A 20,816-nucleotide genomic window follows, 5' to 3' on the forward strand; every position below is an offset into this window, starting at 1 on the left:
TAACTATTATCATAGAATTGTTACAAAAATATACAGGGGGATTTTTATGTACTTCAAATGGATGTTTGCTATGTTAATTACCAACATGTTCATGCTTGCACCTTTAGAGGCTAGTGCTCATAATATTCAATCCACACGTATCTCGGGATTTGACAGATTTGAGGTTGCAGTTCATGTTTCAAAAAAAGGATGGCCACAAACAGCCGATACAGTAATCGTTTCAAATCATCTAGCCTATGCAGATGCACTTTCTGCATCTCCTTTAGCGTATAAATTAAATGCACCCATTCTATTAACACAACCAAATCAATTAACGGAAACAACAAAAAAAGAGATTATAAGACTTAAACCAAGAAAAATAATTATTATTGGAGGAACAGGAAGTATTTCAAATGAAGTAGCAGATGATCTTAAAGAGTTAAAAAGTTCAGTCGAACGAATATCTGGAAAAGACCGATTTGAAGTAGCTTATAAAATTTCAAAAAAACTATCAAATAATGGGCAAGCAATTATTACTTACGGAATGAATTTTCCAGATGCATTAGCGATCGCTCCATACGCTGCAAGAGAGGAAATACCAATTCTATTAACCTTGTCTTCTAAACTTCCGTCATTTACAGAAAAGGCACTAACTGAGAAAAACGTTCATAAAACATTGATTGTTGGTGGTAAAGGAAGTATTACAACCACTGTAGAAGATTCACTTCCTGCTCCAACAAGAATAGATGGTAAGAATCGTTTTGAAGTAGCATCTAATGTTATACGAAAACTCAATCTGCCTACGGAGCACGCCTTTTTATCAACTGGCTTGACATTTGCAGATGCTCTTACAGGATCAGTACTTGCAGCAAAGCAGCATGCACCAATGCTGCTAACGTTTCCAGATCGTCTGCCTACTGAGACGAAAGATATTATATATGAAAGAAATATCAACAACTTTACAATTTTGGGTGGAACGGGTTCTGTAAATCCTTCAGTCCTTGAGATACCACATCAATGGGAAATCTCTAAACCTTCTGGAACAGCGCTTCAGGGTTATGCTTCTTCAACATCAGCTTTTCCAGGAGAATTGCTTAACCTTCATATTCATAGTACACAACCTTATAAAATGGAAGTTTTCCGCATGGGTTATGATGACGGAGAAGGTGCGAAGCTTGTACATACAATAAAAGACCTTCCCGTAAATAAACAGTCATTTGCTGCAGATCCAGGAACAATGGATGCCAATTGGAAATCCACTATTCCTTTAAGAATTAATGAAACTTGGAAATCTGGTGTTTATTTGGCCAAAATGACAAATAAGGATCAAAAATCAAGTTATATCACTTTTGTTGTAAAGGATAGAAATCCTACAGCATCTATTGGTGTACTGATCTCTACAAATACTTATAATGCTTATAATAACTGGGGTGGAAAAAGCCTTTACGGATATAACAGTACAAATAAAGAAGCTGCTGTAAAAGTATCATTCGACCGTCCATATAATAATGGAAGAGGGTCAGGGGAATTTTTGCCTATGAATATAACATGATTCGATGGCTTGAGAAAAAAGGGTACAAATTGACTTACTTTACAGATACAGATGTAGATAATGGATATTTAACAAATCTAAATACAAAGTTGTTATTAATACCAGGCCATGATGAATATTGGACAAAAGCAATGAGAGACAGCATTCAAAGGGAAACGAAATCCAGAATGAACTTAGGTGTCTTTAATGCTAATGTTGCGTATTGGCAAGTTAGACTACACCATAACGACAGACTAATGGTCGGATATAAAATTAGAGCAAATGAGGATCCATATCTACTAACAAATCCTTCAGAAGTGACAACTCGTTTCCGTGACATGCCTGTTAACCGTCCAGAAAAAGAAGTAATGGGATTAATGTATGCAGGGATTCCAGAAAAAAACAACAGGCTCTTGTTGTTTCAAATCCATCACACTGGATTTATAGTGGTACAGGACTAAAAAGAGGTGACAAGATAGAAGGCGTGATAGGTGGGGAAGTTGATCGTTATGACGGTCATATGTCTGGTGTTGAAGTCATTGCCGATTCTCCAGTCCGTTTATATGGGAATGATACAAGCGCTCATGTGATTTGGTATAACAAATCAACAGGAGGAAAAGTATTTGCTACAGGTACTTTCTATTGGAACTGGTTCTTAGATCCGTATGGGCATGAAGATTTTGCACAACACAATAAATACATTGAAAAGATAACTGTTAATGCACTTGCAAAACTAATAGGTCAATAAATTTAGCTAGACACTTCATTTGAACAATGAGGTGTCTTTTTTACTTTTGTTACAAAAGAAGTGAATCGGCAGAGAATGCATTTTTAAAATACTATTCTATGCAAATAGTAAAAAAGGATTATATTTCAATTATTTGAAAAAAAATCATAAAAAACCATGTAAATACTAGAATTGCTGACGATATATAGTTTGTGTAATAAGACATGGCTAAATTTCACTAGATTAATTTACAATAATGTCGAATTGTTGGTAAATTAATAAAAAAATTACAAAAAAAGCTAGTATTTTAGCAATTCTTGTTATATTATATGAAATGTATTCCAAATTCTATTAATTTTTACCATTTTTATAATTACTTTTTACTATTAAAACATAATAAAATGGTAAATGGGTTGGGGTTACATAACTAATGGTTTTATAAAATTAGCTTTCTCAAATGAAAGATAGCTAGTTTTTAAAAAAATAATTTTATTATTTTGAGGGGATTTACCGAATGAATAAGAAAAAAGCATTCAAAGTAGCAACGGCTGCTTCAGTTGCTGCAAGTGCATTTGTAGCTGCAATTCCTGCTACTCAAGCTGCATCTGTAACAGAAGGGCGTGCACGTGTTGCTCACGCTGAGAAATTAGCTGCAGAGCTAAAGACTCTTATTGAATCAAAACCGACTGACGCATATAAAGTTGAAACAAAAATCAAGCAAGTTTTACGTGGACAAGATATTGCTGCACAAGTTGTTAAAGAAGTATCTTCTGCGGAAAAGAAAGAGCTTAGCACTCGTCTTTATCGCATTAACTACGGTCTAAAGACTGCTGAAGCTTACCTAACTCACATGGAGCAAATCGGTCTTAAGTTGAATGGGTTCACACACAGATCAACAGTTAAAGACGAAAAGCAAACACTAACAGTTAGCGCACACGAAAAAGCTAAGATTACTGTACTTGTAAACGGTAAAGCAGTTGAAGGTTTAGAGCGTGCATACGAAGTAATGCTTGCTGAAGATCTTGAGTGGAACAAAGTAGAAGTAACGGCTGAGTACCTAGGAGCAAAAGTTTACAGTGCGAAGCTTATAAAGCTTGACAAAACAGCTCCAGAGCTTAAAGTTTCTGAACTTGAAGAAACTGTAACAGAAGCTAAGCAAACAGTTGAAGTAACAACTGAAGATAAAGCTACTGTAGTTGTAACACTTAACGGAACTGAAGTAACTGGCGCTGATAATAAGTATGAGCTTACTCTTGTAGAAGGCGAAAACAATCTAGTAGTAACGTCTACTGATGTTGCTGGTAACGAGTCTAAAGTTGAAAAGAAAGTAGTACTTGATTCAAAAGCAATGGTTGAATCTGTAAGTGCGATTACTAAAACAGATGTTACTGTTACATTAGCTAAAGCTCCAACAGCTGACCTAACTAATGAAGATGCTGGTAAGTTCGGTGTGAAAATTGATGAAGAAGCAGTTGCTGTAACAGCAGTAACTAAAGTTGCATCTGATCTTACAGGTAAAACTTATAAATTATCTGTTGCTTTAGATGGCAAAGAAGGTATTGTTTCAGTTAACGGTACTACTTCTTCAGTTGTTGACTTTAAAGCTCCTGCAATTGCAAAAGTAACACCTATTTCAGATACGCAAATTCGTGTTGAATATTCTGAAGCTGTAACTGAAGCAACTGCAAAGGTTAAAGGAAACTACTCAATCGTAGAATCAGACCTTCCAATTAATTCTGTAAACATTGTTGCAGTTAATAAAATTGATGACAAAACGTTTGAAATCATTACTGCTTCACAAACAAAAGATAAGAACTACACTCTTTATGTAACAGGTGTTAAAGACGCTACTGGAAACGCTACTGCGAAGCCGCAATCTACTTCTTTCGTAGCTGTTAAAGATGTAGTTGCTCCTTCTATTACTGGAGTTACATCATTAGATACTAACCACGTGGAAGTAACTTTTGATGAAACTGTAAAAGGAACTTTTGTACCAGTAATTAAGGGTTACAACGATCAAGGTGTACTTGTGGACACTAACCTTTATACAGGTGGAACAGCAACTGTAAACGGTAACAAATTAGTTATCAGAACTACAAACGCTACTGCACTAACAAAAGGCAAAACTTATAATGTTGCTCTAACTGGTGGAACAGATATTTCTGGTAACGAAGCAAAAGTTAACTCTGACTTTGTTGCTGGTAAAGATGATGTAAAACCAACAGTTGTAGGTAATGTACAAGTTGTTGGAAAACAAGAAGTTAAAGTTGAATTTAGTGAGGCTTTAACTGGTTTAACAACAGGAGCTAATTTTGCAGTATATGAAACTTTGACTGGAAAACCTGTTTCAGGTGCTGAAATCACTCTTGAAAAAGCTCAGGATGATAAGTCTGTAAATATTAAATTTGCAGGTGGTTCTTCACTTGATGCTTCTAAACAGTACTCAATCCGTATTACTGGTTTACAAGACAAAGCAGCTACTCCAAACACAATTGCTCAAACAGTTGTATCATTTACAACTCCAGCAACTGACGTAGTACTTGCAGAAGTATCTTCTGTTACAGCTGGTACTGATGGAAAATCTGTAAATGTTCAATTTAGCCGTGCTTTAACAGGTGAAGAATTGACTGCTGCTAAAAACGTTGCTAGCTATGCAATCGCACGTTTGGATAATGCATCTGCTTTAGCTTTTACAAAAGTTGAAACTAGTGACAATACAACGTTTACACTTACTACTGACAACCAAAATGAGTTAGGTTTAAATGCTAATGGCAAAAACTACAAGTTGACTGTGTCTGGTGTTCCTAACTTAACAACTGACGCTGCTAAATTCACAAAAGAATTTAAAGGCGTTGACAAGGTTGCAGCTAGCTTAACTGGAATTGAAACAGTTACTACAAACATCATTGATCTTGTATTTGATGAGAACGTTGCTGAATCTGTTGCTCCAGCAACTACAGTTAAATTAGTTCAAAAAGATGATATTACTACAACAAAAGCGGGTAAAGTTGTAGGTGTAACTGGAAACAAACTTCGTGTAGTATTTGAAGACACTGAAACATTAACTGCTGGTAAAGATTATATCTTACAAGTATCTAATGTTACTGATGCTTCAACTGCTAAAAATGTAACTGCTTCACAAACAAGAGAATTTAAGGCTGCCGCTGCTGACGCTATTGCACCAACTATTACTGGTGTTAATGTTCAAAGTGAAGGTAAAGTGGTTCTTTCATTCAATGAAGAAGTTGCAATTTCAGATGCTGATCTAGCAATTACATTAAAAGACTTAAGTAAAGCTGAAAATACGGCAAAAACACTAAATTCTTTAGGTGTTACAGTTGCAAAAGATCCTACGAATTCTAAGAATCTTGTATTAACAAAAGCTTCTGGTTTCCTAACTGATGGAGTTAATTACGAACTTGCAGTTAAAGAAGCATTAGATATTGATGGAACAACTGTTCTTGGTTCTGTTTCAGATATCTCTGGAAACAATGTTAAATCAGCAACAATCCAAATTGCTGGTAAACAAGATCTAGTTAAACCTAAACTTCTTGGTGCAATAGCATCAAAAGATAATGAAATCACATTAACTTTTGATAAAGAAATGGCAGATCCTTCAGCAGCTGTTGAAAGCTTCTTAGTAACAAAAGTAGCTGATGGTACATCTCTAGCTGTTAAAACTGCTGCTCTTGATGCTAAAGATGCACATAAAGTAATTCTAACTCTTGATAATGTTGTAACTGAGTATGGTGTTGATTATAAATTATTCATTGACGCTGCATTAAAAGATGCTTCTATTCAACAGAATACATTAGATACTAATACTCGCCTAGCTACATTCACAGGTGTTGATACTACTGCACCAGTATTTGAAACTGCAAAATTAACAAGTTCTTCTACTGTGGTTCTTACTTTTGCTGATACATTAAATGCTGGAACTGTACAAGCTTCTGACTTTGTTATAGATAATGGAGATAAAGTTGTTACAGTTAGCACTGCGAAAGTATCTACAGATAAGAAGACAGTTACACTTACTTTCTCTAAGCTTGCAGATACTTCGGCGGTAGCTGATCTAAATGTATCTCTAGCAGCTGGACAAACTATTGCTGATGAGCACGGTGTGGAACTAGGTGGAACAGCTAAAACTCTAGTTACTGACGAAGTAACTGATAATGCAGCTCCAGAATTAGTGAAAGCTGTTAAAGCTACTAACACTACACTAACACTTACTTTTAGTGAGAATTTAGCTGCAATCTCTGGATTAACTCCTGAACAAATTGCTGCTACATTATCTGTAGATGGATATACAGTTACTGGTGTATCTGCTACAGCTGGTCAAAACACTGTAACTGTTACAGTTGGAAGTGTAATGCCAGCGGCAGATTATCCATTAGTTTCTCTGAAAAAGGATCAATCAGTAATTAAAGATGCTACTAACAATGTATACGTTGGTGGAGAAGTAGTAACTCCAGTAGCGGCTAACTAATAATATTTATAGCCTCATACAGGAACGGAATGCACAGTTCCCCTCCTGTGTAAAGTGATATGAGGTAAATAACAAAAACAGAGAGAGTAGATCTCTCTGTTTTTTTATTGCCTTGATATTTTAAGTCTCAAGGAGAAGGTGAAACCAGATATGTTAAAACTTTATAAGATAATTGCAATATTAGGAGTAATTTTATTAATGGCTTCTTGCGATGATAAAACGGTGAAAAAAGATGCTAACAAAGAGCAAGTTCTTAATACAGCTGAAAAATTCATAGAAATTGTTTACTTTGATAAAGGATCTTATAAAGAATTTAAGTCGTTATATGCAGATCCAAATAAGGTTAATATGGAGAAAGATTTTGATGAATATCGAAAGAAAAATAAAGTTCAAGATGTATTCCCAAAAGATTATAATAATGTAGAAAGTATTAAGAAGCATCTTGTTTTGAACAAAGTAGATAAAGATAATTTTGAAATATTTTGGACTGAAGATATGAAGCAGAAAAAGACAATAAAAAATACATGGTACCTCTCTTTAACAAAAGTCGATAACAAATGGTTAATAAATTAACCCTATTAATAGTACTTGTAAATAAAATAAAATAAAAGTTATACTTTTCTTCTGTTGATTGTATAGGCGATACCTCTCTAAAAACTAATTGAAGAAGTTAGTTTTTTAACCGATATTAAAATAGTAGAACGGCAAGTATCTAGAAAAAAATTAATATACACATCCAAACAAGAGCAAACCCTTTATTGGGTTTGCTCTTATGTTTTTAAATATGCTGAGAGAGTAATCAGCATATATTCATTACATAATCAGTTATGGATAAAAACGATATTTTAATAAAAATCATTATCCTACAATTAAATTGAATAGTTGTAATATTTTAACTATAATAATAAAGGACTATATCAATAGTCTGATAGAATCACCAAGATTATACATAATACTACTATTCCAAGGAGGAATCTCGATGAAGAGAAAGGTCGCACTATTGTTAGCATTTATCATGCTTTTTGCTAACGTCTCGTTTGCGGCAGGTAACTCACTAACTAAGAATCTTCACACACCTAAAGATCCAGTTGCTACTGCAAAATCCGCTTCTTATCTATTAAAGAAAGAGAAGCTGGACAAGCAATATAACGATAATGACAAAGTTCGTATCGTTGTAGAGCTTGATGATGCACCGGCGATTAGCTATGCACAGAAGAAAGGCGTTAAATTTAACGATCTGCCAAAGGCGACACAAACAGATCTTAAAAAAGAAGTGCTTTCTGCGCAAAAATCTGTAAAGAACGCCATTTCTAAAAAAGCAGTTAAAGTTAATTATAAAGATGAGTTCACAACAGCTTTTAATGGTTTTTCAGGTGAAACGACATATAAATCTGTTAAAACGATTGAAAGTCTACCAAATGTTGCTGCTGTACATATTGTGAATGAATATGCACGTCCTGATTATGAAAAGGGCAGCAAGCCTCACATGATTTCTTCTAAAGACCTAGTAAATGCAAAGCAAGAATGGGAAACGCACGGATATGATGGAGAAGGAATGGTTGTTGCTGTTATTGATACAGGAACGGATGTTAGCCATAAGGATATGGTTTTAACAGATGCGACTAAAGCCAAGTTGACTTCTTCTAAAGTTGCACAACTTGCAAAAGATAAGAAATTAGCAGGTAAGTATTACACACCAAAAGTTCCTTATGCTTACAACTATGCTGACCGTAACAGTGAAATCCGTGATCTAGGTCCAGGAGCAAGCATGCATGGTATGCACGTTGCGGGAACGGTTGCGGCAAATGGAGATGAAACTAACGGTGGTATTAAAGGGGTAGCTCCAGAAGCTCAAATTTTAGGGATGAAGGTTTTCGGAAATGATCCTGGAATGCCTTCCACTTTTGGAGATATCTATATTAAAGCAATAGATGACGCAGTTATTTTAGGTGCTGACGTAATCAATATGAGCTTAGGCTCCACAGCTTCTTTCGTAATAGACGAAGATCCTGAACAACAAGCGATCGCTAATGCTTCAAATAGCGGAGTGTTATTTGCAATCTCTGCTGGAAACTCAGCAACGTTTGGAGACGGATGGGATGATCCATATGCATCAAATCCGGATATTGGTGTTGTAGGGGCTCCGGGGTTAACAAGCGAATCCCTTCAAGTTGCTTCATTAGAAAACTCTAATATTATGCTAGATGGATTTAAACTTTACGTTGATGGAGTGGACTCTGGTTATATTGCTTACCAAAAGCAGGATACGCCTAATCCATTGGACGTATTTAATGGTAAGACAGATGTTGTTTATGTGGGAGATGGACAGCCACAGAACTATGAAGGAAAAGATGTAACAGGTAAATTGGTTATGGCTGTTCGTACAGGCGGATACTTCTATTCGAATATCCAAAAAACAGCTGAAGAAAAAGGTGCAGCAGGGGTAATCGTTCGGGGTGCTGTAGCCCATGGTGACTACGTGAACATGGCACTTGATAACCCTAAAATTCCGATGGTTACACTATCGATCAAGGACGGAAACTCTCTTGAATCATTGTTAAAAGATAGTAAGAATCTTTCAGTTGAATTTGATGGCAAACAAGTATCAGCAACTAACCCAGCTGGTGGAACGATGTCAGCCTTTACTTCTTGGGGTGTAACACCAAACCTTGATTTCAAACCGGAAATCACTGCTCCAGGAGGGAAAATCTACTCGACTCTAAACAACGACGAATATGGTGTTATGAGTGGTACATCGATGGCTGCGCCTCACGTTGCTGGAGGTTCTGCAATCGTATTGCAGCGTGTAGACAAAGATTTTAATCTAAAAGGTGCAGAGCGTGTTCAAATGGCTAAGAACATTTTAATGAATACGGCTTCTCCACGAATTGATAAAGGTCTATACAACAATTATTTTAAGTTAAACAATTACTATTCTCCACGCCGTGCAGGAAGTGGATTGATGGACTTAATGGCAGCTGTTGAAACACCTGTAGTTGTAACGAATTCAAAAACAGGCGTTGCTAAGGTTGCTCTTAAAGAGATTTCTGGAGAAACTGCAACATTCACACTTACAGCGAAAAACTACTCTAACGAAGACATTACGTACAATGTAGAAGGTAATGTTCAAACGGACCTCGTTACAGAAGGTGATAATCTAAGAGAAGCGCAAGCTGTTTATAAAGCTTCTACTTATGATGCAGATTCTGGAACGGGTGAGTACCCAATTGAAATTACATCAACTAAAGGAAAAGACGTTCATGGTTCTTATCAAGTTACTGTTCCTGCAAAGGGTACTTCGTCACTAGAAGTCACTTTAGATTTGTCAGATGTTGCCGTATGGAACATGGAAGCTGATACGATTGAGGAACTTTTCCCTAATGGTTATTTTGTTGAAGGTCTTGTACGTTTAGTCGATGTAGAAGGTAAATTACCTTCACTAAGTGTTCCTTATGTTGGATTTAAAGGTAACTGGAGTGCTGCTCCAATTATTGATGATCTTGCTAGTGAAGAGACTTCATTCTACGGAAGCACAGGTCTTTTAACAGATGAAATCAATGAGGACTCTGCAGGGAATACGACATATTATAAATACCTTGGTGTAAATCCAGTAGATGGTAATCTTCATAAAGACAAAATCGCATTCTCTCCAAACGGAGACGGTGTGAACGATAACATCTATCCTGCTGTTTCTTTCTTGCGTAATGCTAAGCAAGTATCTTATGCAGTGCTTGATGCGAAGAAACAACGTTTGAAAAAGCTAAGAAGTGAAGAGTATGTAGTGAAAAACTATTTCGACGGTGGTTCTGGTGCTACAGAATATGTTGTTTACAATGCAGATTGGGATGGAAATACGCCAACTGGTTTAGTGAAAGATGGAAAGTATTTCTATGAAATCAAATCGATCATTGATTATCCTAATGCGAAATGGCAAACAAACCATATTCCGTTCTATGTAGACACTCAAAAACCAGTAGTTTCTTCATCAACATTAGAAGGAGCAAATCTTTCTTGGAGAGTTTCGGATGCAACATCAGGAATCTCACATATTGACATTAAAGTAAATGGTAAGAGTGTCTTAACAAAACCATTAGCTGCTTCAGTGACTACTTATCAGCTTGCTAGTGTACCAGGAGCAAAAGATAAAGTAGAAGTACTGATTTATGATTATGCGGGTAACAAAGCGATCTCAAAATTTAATGAAAAACCAGATAAAACAGTTCCTTCTGTGTTTGTTGTGACGCCTGAAGCATTAACCGTAACGGATTACAAAAAAGTAATGGTTACAGGGTATGTTGAAGATGAGTCCGAAATTACATCTGTAAAAGTGAATGGAAACACAGCTACTGTTACATGGAATGAAGCAAAACAACGTTACGATTTCGGTTACGAGATCGTATACACGAAGGATGGCGTATACGATTTTAGAGTGGAATCAACAGATGCAGCTGGAAACAAGACTTCCTTCTTGCGCAAAGTGTTTGTAGATTCTACAAGTGCTACAATCAACGTAAAAGCACCATCAAAGGTGTCAGAGTATAAAAGATATCAAACGGTTACAATTGAATTAGAGGACAACTTTAGTGATATGAGATTCTACATTAATGGTGACGAAAAGTATGCGAATACGTTTAAAGAGCCATTTGTAATGAAGACACATAAACACAAGATGTATGCAACTTTAAAACTAAATCCAGGTTGGAATACTTTTAAGTTTAAGTTAGTCGATCTTGGTGGAAATGTAACGGAAAAAACAATTAAAATCTATCGAGATAATAAGTAATACGACTTAAAACGGCATCTATAGCAGGTGCCGTTTTTTTTGTTTGGGAAACTATAGAAAATAAACACACCATTTTGTACCAACGAGCTAACAATTGTTATTTTGACGCGGTAATATAGCAAAATCTAACGTAGTACCTCAAAAATTTCTGGTTAACACTGAAGATTTATTGTATTTATAGCTGGTGTACCCTCCTGACATGCGTAAAAGCCCTTTTTGGATAGTTGAAACTGCCTATAATCCTCTGTGGTGCGCGCAAATCACCGAGATGTGCGCGCCAATCAATCGTTAGTGCGCGCAACTGAAGCTCAACCGCACGTAGACGACCTTTAACTGCGCGTAAATCGAGAGTATCTGCGCGAATGTGTAATAAATAAAAGAACACGTACCGTAAAGTACTGTAATCACATAGATAGCGAAAAAAATGCAACGAGTAAAAAAAGAAGAGTGGTTTGATACAACGCATGGTTTTTTATTACAAATTTTAGTCGGTTAATAGGACTTTAGACCCTACTTATATGGCATTTTTCTGCTAAACTAAATTTAGATTATTTTTACAAATTAAGTAAATTATTGTCAGGGGGAAAGAGATGTTTAACTGGAAGAAACAGATTGCACTTCTTGGATTAAGTACTAGTTTAGTAGCAACAAGTTTTTCGCCTATGAATGTGTTAGCAGCAACAACAACGACGAGCAGTCACAACGCTCTAATTACTGATTACATACAAGACAAGCTAAGTGAGAAAAGGAAGAATCACCCCTCGCTCAGTGAGGATACATTGATTATTAAATATAACCGGCCAATTTCATTTACTGAACACAGCCGTGCAGGTGCTTCACCAATAAAAAGCGTTTCGAAATTAAATTACACTGTCGTCAAAGTGAAGAAAAAGGGAACAATTGAAAAGGTAGCCAATGCTTATAAGAAAATGAGTAAAGTGGAGCTTGTGAGTCCAAGTGCTATGTATACAACTCAGAGTACAAACGATCCGAAAGTTAAAGAACAATACCACCTTTCCCTACTGCAAATTGAGAAGGCACAGCAGCTTGCAGGAAACCGTTCTGTTAAAGTCGCTGTTATTGACCAAGGCGCAGACCGAAATCATCCTGAGCTCACTGGGCAGCTTTTACCAGGGTACAACACGGTTAACCCTATTAATCAGGGTACACCTGATTTTCATGGTACCCATGTATCGGGTATTTTAGCAGCTAAAAAGAACAACGCTGTGGGTGGATATGGTGTTAATCCAAACGCCGACCTATTAAATATTGATGTTTTTGACCGTGGGTGGGGAGCATATGACTTTGCGATTGCTGATGCTATCCTCTATGCAGTTGAAAATGGTGCTAAGGTAATTAATATGAGTATTGGCGGTTCTATGCCTTCACCGTTAATTGAGGATGCGGTTAAAAAGGCAATAGAAGCGAACGTAACAGTGGTGGCTTCAGCGGGAAACAATGGAGATGATTCTCTAAATTATCCCGCAGCATTTGAAGGTGTTATTTCTGTAGGCTCAACCAATAAAGAGAATAAACTATCAAGCTATTCTTCTTATGGCCCTTCTGTTGATATCGTTGCACCTGGAGAGAAAGTGTATGCACCAATTTATGAATACGAACGAAAATCAAGCTTTGATTACTTGAGCGGAACGTCCATGGCATCGCCAGTTGTTGCGGGGTTGCATCACTACTTTTGGCAAAATATCCAAACTTGACACCGGCACAGGTAGAGTACGTTCTGGAGCACACCGCAAAGGATCTTGGTGCAAAAGGCTTTGATACAAAGTATGCGAATGGTTTAGTAGACCCTGTAGCTGCATTGAAATTTGACGTAAAGAAGATTCCGTCTTCTGTTAAGAACCCAGTAACGAAGACTGAGATATTAAAACAGGCAAAATCTGTATCGGTAGGGGAGAAGTACACACATAAAGGCAAGATAACAAAAGCCAATGAAGAAGAATGGATTAAGTTTGAAGTAAAAGAAGGCGATTACATTCAAACAACCTTGCAAGGTGCGGATTCATATGATTATAAATACAGAATGAATTTATATTCAAATGATGAAACAGAACAGATTAATGTTAACCAGGTACGCGAAGGTAGAACAGAAGGTAAACTCTACAAAGTTCCTTTCTCTGGAACACTAGCCATTGGAATAAAAGATGCTAATGGTAGTTTTGATGATAGTGGTAAAGGACTGTCACATTACTCTTTGAACATTTTTAAAAGTGATAAGCTGCTTGATGATGGTGTAGAGCAGGAAAATCCTATTATTGTTGAAGCACTTCCATATTCATCAGAAAGTAAAATCCTGACGCTTACGGGTGAAGAAGGAGACGAAGATTACTTTAAAGTTAGTGTAGATGAAAAGCAGATGGTTCGTGTGAAAATGACGGGCGTACCAGGGCTAGACACAAGCCTGAACGTGTATCTTAGCGAGCAGTTATATCCCCTGTTGAAGCGCCAGAAGAAGGCGGCAAGGGTGAAGAAGCTGGTTCTATGTCTATAAAACCTTCTCACGAGGAAGAAATCGAACCGATGTACTATTCGAATTCCCGTGGATATGGAGAAGCGGAAACCTTAGTATTTGAGGCAGAACCAGGAATGGAGTATGTTGTATCGGCTTCAAATAAAATGAATTATTATAATTGGATGTATGATTTCTTTATGAATGAACAACTAATGTATGGTGAAGAAGAGTATGATTCATCAAACCTTCCATATGAGATAGAGATAGAAGGCAAAGTTCTGCCTGAAGATGAAGATCATTTTCCAATGAATGAGGAAATGCCTGAAGAAGAATATGAAAAAGGCAAAATTGACACGGAAGAATATGTGTCATTAAAACAAGAGTTAAGAGATGTCATGCACGAAATGGATGAAGAAGAGGACGAGTACCAAAATATGCTCGACCAAATAAAAGAAAGTGCTCTTCGTTATCAAATTGGAGATACAAGTTCTGGCTACTTGCAAAATGTTGAAGACGAAGACTGGTATGCAGTTACTCCTAGTTCAACGGGAATCTATGAGTTTAGTTTTGATTCCAATGGAAACGTACCTATGGTTGAAGTGTATGAGATGGTGACGGAAGTTTACGAGGAAGGAGAAGCTACGTACTTTGGTCAAATTGGCGGTAACTACACCTTTGACTGGTCTGGAGTAAAGCTTAATAATAAGATGAATATCGGTTTGAAAAGAGGAAAGTCTTATTTTGTAAAAGTAATGAACGACCAGTTCAATGAAAACAGTATTTCTTTTGATAGTTATTCTTTTACTTCAACCTTAAAAGTGCGCAATCCGGAAGATCCATACGAAAGCAATGATCGACTCGATAATGTGAAGTATCTGCCTGCTAAGCAGTTCACAGGTAACTTTTCAATGCCAAATGATCAAGATGTTTCTTATCTTAAATCACATAAAGCTGATACACTGTATGGGGTAAATATTGACCGTTCCACTGTAACGAAAGATCTTCAAAAGAAATACCCATCTGAGTTATTAGGGGACTTCTACAGTGCAGCAATCGTTTTTGAAGACTCTAATAACAACCGTAAGTTGGATGAATTAGAATTTGATACAATCAGATTCTTGGAAAGAGGCTGGGAAACAGGTAACACGAGTGGCTCCTTCATCGCTAAAAAAGGGAAGGGTTACATTATTGCTCTTGTTGGATTTACAGAAGATATGAATCCTAGCTTGCTGCCTTATACCGCTAAAATAGAACCTGTTAATAAGAAGGATGAAGACGCAGGATCAGTGGTTAAGAATTATACACCAACAAAGCCTCTGGCGTTAAAGAAGATAAACGCTAAAACATTAACAGCTAAAGGATATTTAAATGCAGGTGTAACAAACGGGGATACAGATTGGTATTCTTTAAAGATGGATAAGGACGGGAAAGCGAAAATAACGTTCGAATTTAAAAACGATGTGGATGGTATCATTTCAATCTATAAAGATGGGAAATTGGTACGAAAAGCCGATTATTACAGAATTGGGGATCATGAAGTATTGTTAACCGATTTGAAAAAGGAAACTACTATATTGAAGTGAAGGATACGAATCGTAATGCAAGCCTTAATCCTTATACGTTAAAAGTAGAATTCTAATAATAATGAAGGACGACTCAGTCAACTGAGTCGTCCTTTTAACATCATTTAGAGAAAGGGGAATAAACAATAATTGGATTCTTGTTCATTTACACAGAATGCCACATTGTTTTTTACAGTTGCTACTCGTATTATTGTTCCAATCTTCAAACTTAACCATCTACAATAGGATTCATTTCTTATGGACTGCATTATTTTATAGCGCAAAAACCCGCTGAAAGTAACAGCGGGTTTTTGTGTGTATGGGATTAGAATTTAATTAACTTGAGACTCGTACCTTCAATATATTGGATCTTCCCATTTTTTGCATCGAGCGTGTGGAAATTCATATACTCGTTTGGCTTTAAACTTTTGAGTTGCTTTGTCAGTTTACCTTCTAAATTATAAACACCAAGCGAACTCGTATTTTTGTTATAGTCCCATTTAAAAGCAATGAATCGTTTTTTATTCGGATCAGCATCAACAATATAAAGTGATCCATCGTGATTGAGCTTTGTTAATTTCTTTGTTGAAAAGTCCATGTAATAAGGAACGCTTTTGTTAGTTTCCCATTTTTCAAACACCATGCCATTCATGGAAATATTGTAATTACCTTCTCCGCAACCGTTAGCACCACGTAATTGAGCTTTATTAATGTTGAGCTTTGTAACGGCTTGAGTTTTTATGTCCCTTTTGTAAAGGGTGTTATACTTCACAAAAAAGATCTGGTTTCCCTGAACCCAAAAATCATCTACACCTTTTCCCATTTCTTGCTTTTTTCCGCTTTTTAAATCCATTTTTACAATTGTAAAGTTTCCATACCCTTTATTCGTTACCTTAGCATAATAGAGAGAGGTACCAATTACTTTAAACGGTGTTTGAGCGTCTGAGGATATACGATCAGAAACGACTTTTGTAACTTTACCTTTACTGTCACGTTTATAGATTTCATAAATATCAGCAAAACCACCACCGCATCCACCGTAATACTCTGCTCCAAATAAAAACTTAGTAAAATACAAATCGTTGCCAACCATTTGCACGTGGCTAATGGGGTTGTCGATAGTTCCATAATCACCTTTACTCACTTGTTTACCCTTTGAATAGTAAAAGTTTAAATCTTCAAGTTTTATAGGAGGCGTTTTGAGTTCTTTCCATGCATAAATGTTTTCCTTTAAAACTAGAGAAGATTTCCCGTTGGGTACAGATTTATAGATTCCGGCGTAAGATCTACCAAAGCCATCAGCGGGGTAGTATACTTCTCCGGAAGCAGCTCCCCTATTGAGGGAATTAATAGAGTAAAAGATAAAATGGCTGAAAGTGTAAGTGTTATTAATTTTTTCACGTAAGTTCACTCCAGGTTATGTTTTATTTAATCAATTTTAATGTAGGTAATGTTGTTTTTGATCCGCTATAAGTAAATGAATGAGTGACCGTCTTATAACCGCTTAAGGAAACTTCTACTTTATATTTTTTACCTTTAATTAATTTAGAAAACTTGTAATAGCCTTCTCCGTTAACGTCACCATTAGCAAGGACCTTCCCTTTGTCATCCTTGATCTTGATCGTTGAATCATAGGGAACATCACCGTTATTGAACAAAATTTTACCATTGACACTCACTGGAATAAATTTAACTACAGGTAGTTTCATTCCTTTTTTATAAGTGAAATTTATTTGTCCAGTGTCGTAATTTATATCAAAAGAGGAGGCTTTCAGTTGATATTTTTTGCCTTCTACTAAACTCCCTAGATAATAAGAACCATCACTATGAACATAGGTAGATTGATAGTAATCCTTCTCACCATTAACGGTTATATAGCCTTCTTTTGGTTTTGTATTATTTGGATTTAATACTAATCCAGAAATAATTCCTTTTTGTAGTTTAATAGTAGGAATTTCTTTTAGTGTTTTCTTGTATGTAAAGGTATACGGTTTTGTATCAGCATCTTTACTTTGATAAGGTTCATAACCCTCTAAGATGTAAGTAGTTCCTTCTTTAAAGACATTTGGAAAACTATATAATCCATCTTTATCAGAAGAAGCATTCGTAACATATTTCTTCGTTTTTGCATCAAAGATATAAATAGAAGATCCAGAAATAGGTTTGCCATTCGAAGCTAAAATTTTCCCTTTTAAAGCTATACTCTTCATTTTAATTGTAATCTTAGTTTTCTTAGGATCGTACTTAAACGTATATGGTTCAGCATCGATATATTTTTTAGTGTCTCTGCTAGATGCACGTATTGTATACGTTTTTCCAGGTATCAACCCACCCAGATTGAATTCACCCTTGCTGTCTGGCTCATAATAGTTAAGATTTTTATTACCTTCATAAAAATTGATATATACACTGTTAGCAGACGTAAGTTTACCGGAAGCATCCGTAATCTTGACTAGAATTTGAGGCTTTGTTAGTTTCAGCGTAATGTTAGGATTCTTGCCAGAATAAACAAATTCAGTAGGAGCGGAAGGGAAGTTTTTGTTATCTCGAAATGTCACTACTTTAATTTGATATTTGTGCCCCTTAATTAAACCTGCTAATTGGTATGTTCCTTTCATCGAAAGCTCTGTTTCTTCTGTTAAACCAGGTGAAGAAAGGTCAGTAAGAATTACACGGCCATTCGTATAAGGTTTTCCTTGAGAGTCTACTGCTTTTCCTGTAATTTGCGGTTTGCGTAATTGTAATGAAGGTACTGTTAATAATTTTCCTTGATACTTAATGGTTTTGGATGTTGAACTTACGTATGTTTCATCTGGTGATACCCAAGTATTAATCGTGTATGTTTTACCAGGTGTTAGATTTCCAAAACGATACGCACCTTTGGAATCAGTGGATGTAGATTGAAATTCTCTGTGATTTTCATCAAAAATATGAACAGAAACATACGGCTTTCCTTTACCTGCTGGATCTGTAACTATCCCTTTTATTTCAACTTTTGAAAGTTTTATCACGAAATTGTTTGAAGAAGTTTTATTATAAGTAAAACTTGTTACTTTTGATGAAACTGAATTGGGATCATCAAATGGACTTGCTTGAATCTGATAAGTTTTCCCTTCAATTAAACCACCAAATTTAAATGTTCCATTAAAAATCTGGCTTGATAAATTAACCTGATCTGATTCATTTCTCAGTGAAACATATCCGTCTTTTACTTGATTACCTGATGAATCTACTACTTTTCCTGTAAAATTTGCAGTATTAAGTATAAGGTTCTTAAGAGAGTCAGCACCGTTATATGTAATGGTTGTCTCTGTAACTACATAAGGGTTTTCTCCGTATGGGGGATAAATATTAATGGTGTATATTTTCCCATTTGTTAACGGGTTAATTTGAAATTCCCTTTTTCATTTGTCATTGCGTGCGTAATATGTTTTTCATATCCTGTGCCTTCATAAAAATTGACCGATGCATTTTTGATTAAGGTACCCTTTGCGTCCACTAAAGTCCCTGTCACCATTTCAGCTGCATGTGCTGGATGAATATTGATGATACATGAAAGGATTAGACTAAGTGACATCAAAACCCCTAACAGTTTTTTCATAAAAAAACCTCCGTTGGTATATTTTTCTATAACATAGTAAATTTTACTTAAAATACAGTAAGATGTAAATTTATTTTTTTAGGTCTTTTTTACTTGTTATAGTAAAAAAGGAACACAAAAAAACTGACCCAGTATGGGCCAGTTTGTTAAGAGTTAGCAGGTTTGAATGTTATATTTTTTACTTGAAGCTCTGAAACAACCATGTTATAAACAGCATCGGAAGTAATGTCGTATGATTTGATTAACTTCCCATGAGAGAATTCTGCTTTTGTATGAATATCATAATAAATTTTCTCTTTGGTCTCGCCTTGTTTTGGAGTGGTTTTTGAACTCTCGAACACCATCTCCATTTCCTTGAAATCCTTTACTTTAAAATCCTTTTTTAACTGTGACTCTAAAGTTTCCAAAGTTTGAAGAATCACTTGTGATTCTTTTCGCTTTTCTTAGAAAAATTGTGCTGCCCCGTATAGGTAAGCTCATATTTTTCAATTTCAGAAATACTTTTTGGATCCATCATATATTGAAGAAGTTTATCATGAGTGACTATACCATAATCATCCATTTTGGGAGGAATAAGTTTGTTTACTTCAGCGGGCTCCATTTCCTTAAATGTTGCTTGAAGATCATTTAATTCTTCCACACGCTCTTGCTGGTCTCTATTTAAATGGGTTGCTTCTTTTTTTGTTTCCTTTTCCGAACAGCCAGTTACTAGAAGAGCTATAATTACTAATGGTGTTACAAACTTCATTTTCATTCCCCTTATTAAGTGTTTAATTTTTTTGAGCGTTGACAGCTACTTTCCAAGCTGAAAGATCTGGATTTTTATCTTCTAAAAGTGCAAGCGGGAAAATAAAGCGCCATGGTTTTGCGGTGTTTGCCTTGATTTCAAAAGCATCAAGGTTAAACAATCCCTTTGTAATCAGTTCATCATTTCCATTTGTAATTTGTAATGGAAGCTGTTGAAGCTGAATATCCCTTAGTGAAGCATTTCTGAATAATAACGTAACTTGCAAATCACGATTCTCTGACTGTACGGCTTCTATTCCCATAATGTTTAACTCACCTTGCTGAATAGGAGGGAGATCATCAACTAACTTTTTCAAAAAATGCTTTTGTTCTTGCGTACAACTGCTCTCCCAACTATCAGGCAGGTCAAGTGGTGTTTGTTGTGAAGACTGCTTTTTAGAAATCTCAAAAGCAAGCTGCCAGCCTGTTTCAGGAATCTCTGAGATTCCTGAGATTAAGTCCTCATTATTAAATATAAAAATCCAAGGACGACTTGAGTTAGGAGGGAGTTCTCCTATTTCTTCTAGGTTGAAATCTTTTTTAGCTAATATAGCCTTATTTTCGTCTAATAAGAGCAGTGTAACATCTGAAATTTTGGCAGGTTTCTCAAGAGTTGATCGAATAAAACCATGAACTACAAAATAACCTTCATATTTATTTAACTGATAAGCTGAAATTGAGATTTGATTTCTTTTTAAAGAATTAAGTTGTCCATGATAATATTGGTAGATATATTTTTCTTGAACACTTATTTCAAGATCTGGATGCAAACTTAATTCAGTCAAAACCTCATCAACTTGTGTTGTGTTTTCGTTATCTGTTACGTCGTTCTTCTGTATTGTATCTTGCACATTTATCGTATCTTCTTTTTTCTTAAATATAGAGAGCATC

13 protein-coding genes and 1 pseudogene are annotated in these 20,816 nt (G+C 35.8%); 8 read left to right on the plus strand and 6 right to left on the minus strand.

Annotated features, from left to right (window positions below; all coding sequences use genetic code 11):
* Nucleotides 1-46: 46 nt before the first annotated feature.
* From ACEWFH_RS04710 to ACEWFH_RS04745, 8 genes and pseudogenes are all read left to right on the plus strand, one after another.
* Nucleotides 47-1,531: a cell wall-binding repeat-containing protein gene (locus tag ACEWFH_RS04710; protein WP_473726320.1), complete on the plus strand. Its 1,485-nt coding sequence runs from the start codon at nucleotides 47-49 to the stop codon at nucleotides 1,529-1,531.
* Nucleotides 1,528-2,258: pseudogene (locus ACEWFH_RS04715) on the plus strand (N,N-dimethylformamidase beta subunit family domain-containing protein). Before ACEWFH_RS04710 ends, ACEWFH_RS04715 begins: the two are co-directional and overlap by 4 nt.
* Before the next feature lie 493 nt (nucleotides 2,259-2,751).
* Complete coding sequence (locus ACEWFH_RS04720) at nucleotides 2,752-6,723, plus strand: Ig-like domain-containing protein (protein ID WP_473726321.1); 3,972 nt, start codon at nucleotides 2,752-2,754, stop codon at nucleotides 6,721-6,723.
* 150 nt (nucleotides 6,724-6,873) lie between these two features.
* A complete protein-coding gene (locus ACEWFH_RS04725; RefSeq protein ID WP_473726322.1) occupies nucleotides 6,874-7,296 on the plus strand; it encodes a hypothetical protein in 423 nt (140 codons plus the stop codon).
* Between the two features lie 406 nt (nucleotides 7,297-7,702).
* Nucleotides 7,703-11,506 carry a S8 family serine peptidase gene (locus ACEWFH_RS04730; protein ID WP_473726323.1) on the plus strand — a complete coding sequence of 1,268 codons (3,804 nt, stop codon included), beginning with the start codon at nucleotides 7,703-7,705 and terminating at the stop codon, nucleotides 11,504-11,506.
* 590 nt (nucleotides 11,507-12,096) lie between these two features.
* On the plus strand, nucleotides 12,097-13,221 hold the full coding sequence (locus ACEWFH_RS04735; RefSeq protein ID WP_473726324.1) for a S8 family peptidase: 1,125 nt from the start codon (nucleotides 12,097-12,099) through the stop codon (nucleotides 13,219-13,221).
* On the plus strand, nucleotides 13,200-14,015 hold the full coding sequence (locus ACEWFH_RS04740; RefSeq protein ID WP_473726325.1) for a hypothetical protein: 816 nt from the start codon (nucleotides 13,200-13,202) through the stop codon (nucleotides 14,013-14,015). The genes ACEWFH_RS04735 and ACEWFH_RS04740 overlap by 22 nt, the downstream gene beginning before the upstream one ends.
* The gene (locus tag ACEWFH_RS04745) at nucleotides 14,006-15,559 is read left to right on the plus strand and encodes a hypothetical protein (protein WP_473726326.1); all 1,554 of its coding nucleotides are present in this window, start codon (nucleotides 14,006-14,008) and stop codon (nucleotides 15,557-15,559) included. Before ACEWFH_RS04740 ends, ACEWFH_RS04745 begins: the two co-directional genes overlap by 10 nt.
* Nucleotides 15,560-15,863: 304 nt before the next feature.
* Here the strand turns inward: ACEWFH_RS04745 and ACEWFH_RS04750 are convergent, their stop codons facing one another.
* The 6 genes from ACEWFH_RS04750 to ACEWFH_RS04775 all read right to left on the minus strand — a co-directional run bounded on the left by ACEWFH_RS04750 (nucleotide 15,864) and on the right by ACEWFH_RS04775 (nucleotide 20,815).
* Nucleotides 15,864-16,949 (minus strand): hypothetical protein, encoded by a 1,086-nt coding sequence (locus tag ACEWFH_RS04750; protein ID WP_473726327.1) that lies wholly within the window; start codon nucleotides 16,947-16,949, stop codon nucleotides 15,864-15,866.
* Between the two features lie 13 nt (nucleotides 16,950-16,962).
* Nucleotides 16,963-18,549, minus strand: coding sequence for a carboxypeptidase regulatory-like domain-containing protein (locus ACEWFH_RS04755; RefSeq protein ID WP_473726328.1), 1,587 nt, complete (start codon nucleotides 18,547-18,549; stop codon nucleotides 16,963-16,965).
* A gap of 365 nt (nucleotides 18,550-18,914) precedes the next feature.
* Nucleotides 18,915-19,139 (minus strand): peptidase associated/transthyretin-like domain-containing protein, encoded by a 225-nt coding sequence (locus tag ACEWFH_RS04760; RefSeq protein WP_473726329.1) that lies wholly within the window; start codon nucleotides 19,137-19,139, stop codon nucleotides 18,915-18,917.
* Between the two features lie 146 nt (nucleotides 19,140-19,285).
* Nucleotides 19,286-19,489 carry a hypothetical protein gene (locus ACEWFH_RS04765; protein WP_473726330.1) on the minus strand — a complete coding sequence of 68 codons (204 nt, stop codon included), beginning with the start codon at nucleotides 19,487-19,489 and terminating at the stop codon, nucleotides 19,286-19,288.
* Nucleotides 19,490-19,557: 68 nt separating this feature from the next.
* Nucleotides 19,558-19,887 (minus strand): hypothetical protein, encoded by a 330-nt coding sequence (locus tag ACEWFH_RS04770; protein WP_473726331.1) that lies wholly within the window; start codon nucleotides 19,885-19,887, stop codon nucleotides 19,558-19,560.
* A 22-nt stretch (nucleotides 19,888-19,909) separates the two neighbouring features.
* Complete coding sequence (locus tag ACEWFH_RS04775; RefSeq protein WP_473726332.1) at nucleotides 19,910-20,815, minus strand: accessory Sec system S-layer assembly protein; 906 nt, start codon at nucleotides 20,813-20,815, stop codon at nucleotides 19,910-19,912.
* Nucleotide 20,816 lies beyond the last annotated feature (1 nt).

The sequence above is a fragment of the Fictibacillus sp. EA-CB0309 genome, from assembly GCF_055814265.1.

What these genes read in the sequence shown, in the direction of transcription:
- ACEWFH_RS04710 (WP_473726320.1), top strand. Translation starts at nt 47, where the DNA reads ATGTACTTCAAATGGATGTTTGCTATGTTAATTACCAACATGTTCATG.
- ACEWFH_RS04720 (WP_473726321.1), top strand. Translation starts at nt 2,752, where the DNA reads ATGAATAAGAAAAAAGCATTCAAAGTAGCAACGGCTGCTTCAGTTGCT.
- ACEWFH_RS04725 (WP_473726322.1), top strand. Translation starts at nt 6,874, where the DNA reads ATGTTAAAACTTTATAAGATAATTGCAATATTAGGAGTAATTTTATTA.
- ACEWFH_RS04730 (WP_473726323.1), top strand. Translation starts at nt 7,703, where the DNA reads ATGAAGAGAAAGGTCGCACTATTGTTAGCATTTATCATGCTTTTTGCT.
- ACEWFH_RS04735 (WP_473726324.1), top strand. Translation starts at nt 12,097, where the DNA reads ATGTTTAACTGGAAGAAACAGATTGCACTTCTTGGATTAAGTACTAGT.
- ACEWFH_RS04745 (WP_473726326.1), top strand. Translation starts at nt 14,006, where the DNA reads ATGTCTATAAAACCTTCTCACGAGGAAGAAATCGAACCGATGTACTAT.
- ACEWFH_RS04760 (WP_473726329.1), bottom strand. Translation starts at nt 19,139, where the DNA reads ATGAAAAAACTGTTAGGGGTTTTGATGTCACTTAGTCTAATCCTTTCA.
- ACEWFH_RS04765 (WP_473726330.1), bottom strand. Translation starts at nt 19,489, where the DNA reads ATGGAGATGGTGTTCGAGAGTTCAAAAACCACTCCAAAACAAGGCGAG.
- ACEWFH_RS04770 (WP_473726331.1), bottom strand. Translation starts at nt 19,887, where the DNA reads ATGAAGTTTGTAACACCATTAGTAATTATAGCTCTTCTAGTAACTGGC.
- ACEWFH_RS04775 (WP_473726332.1), bottom strand. Translation starts at nt 20,815, where the DNA reads ATGCTCTCTATATTTAAGAAAAAAGAAGATACGATAAATGTGCAAGAT.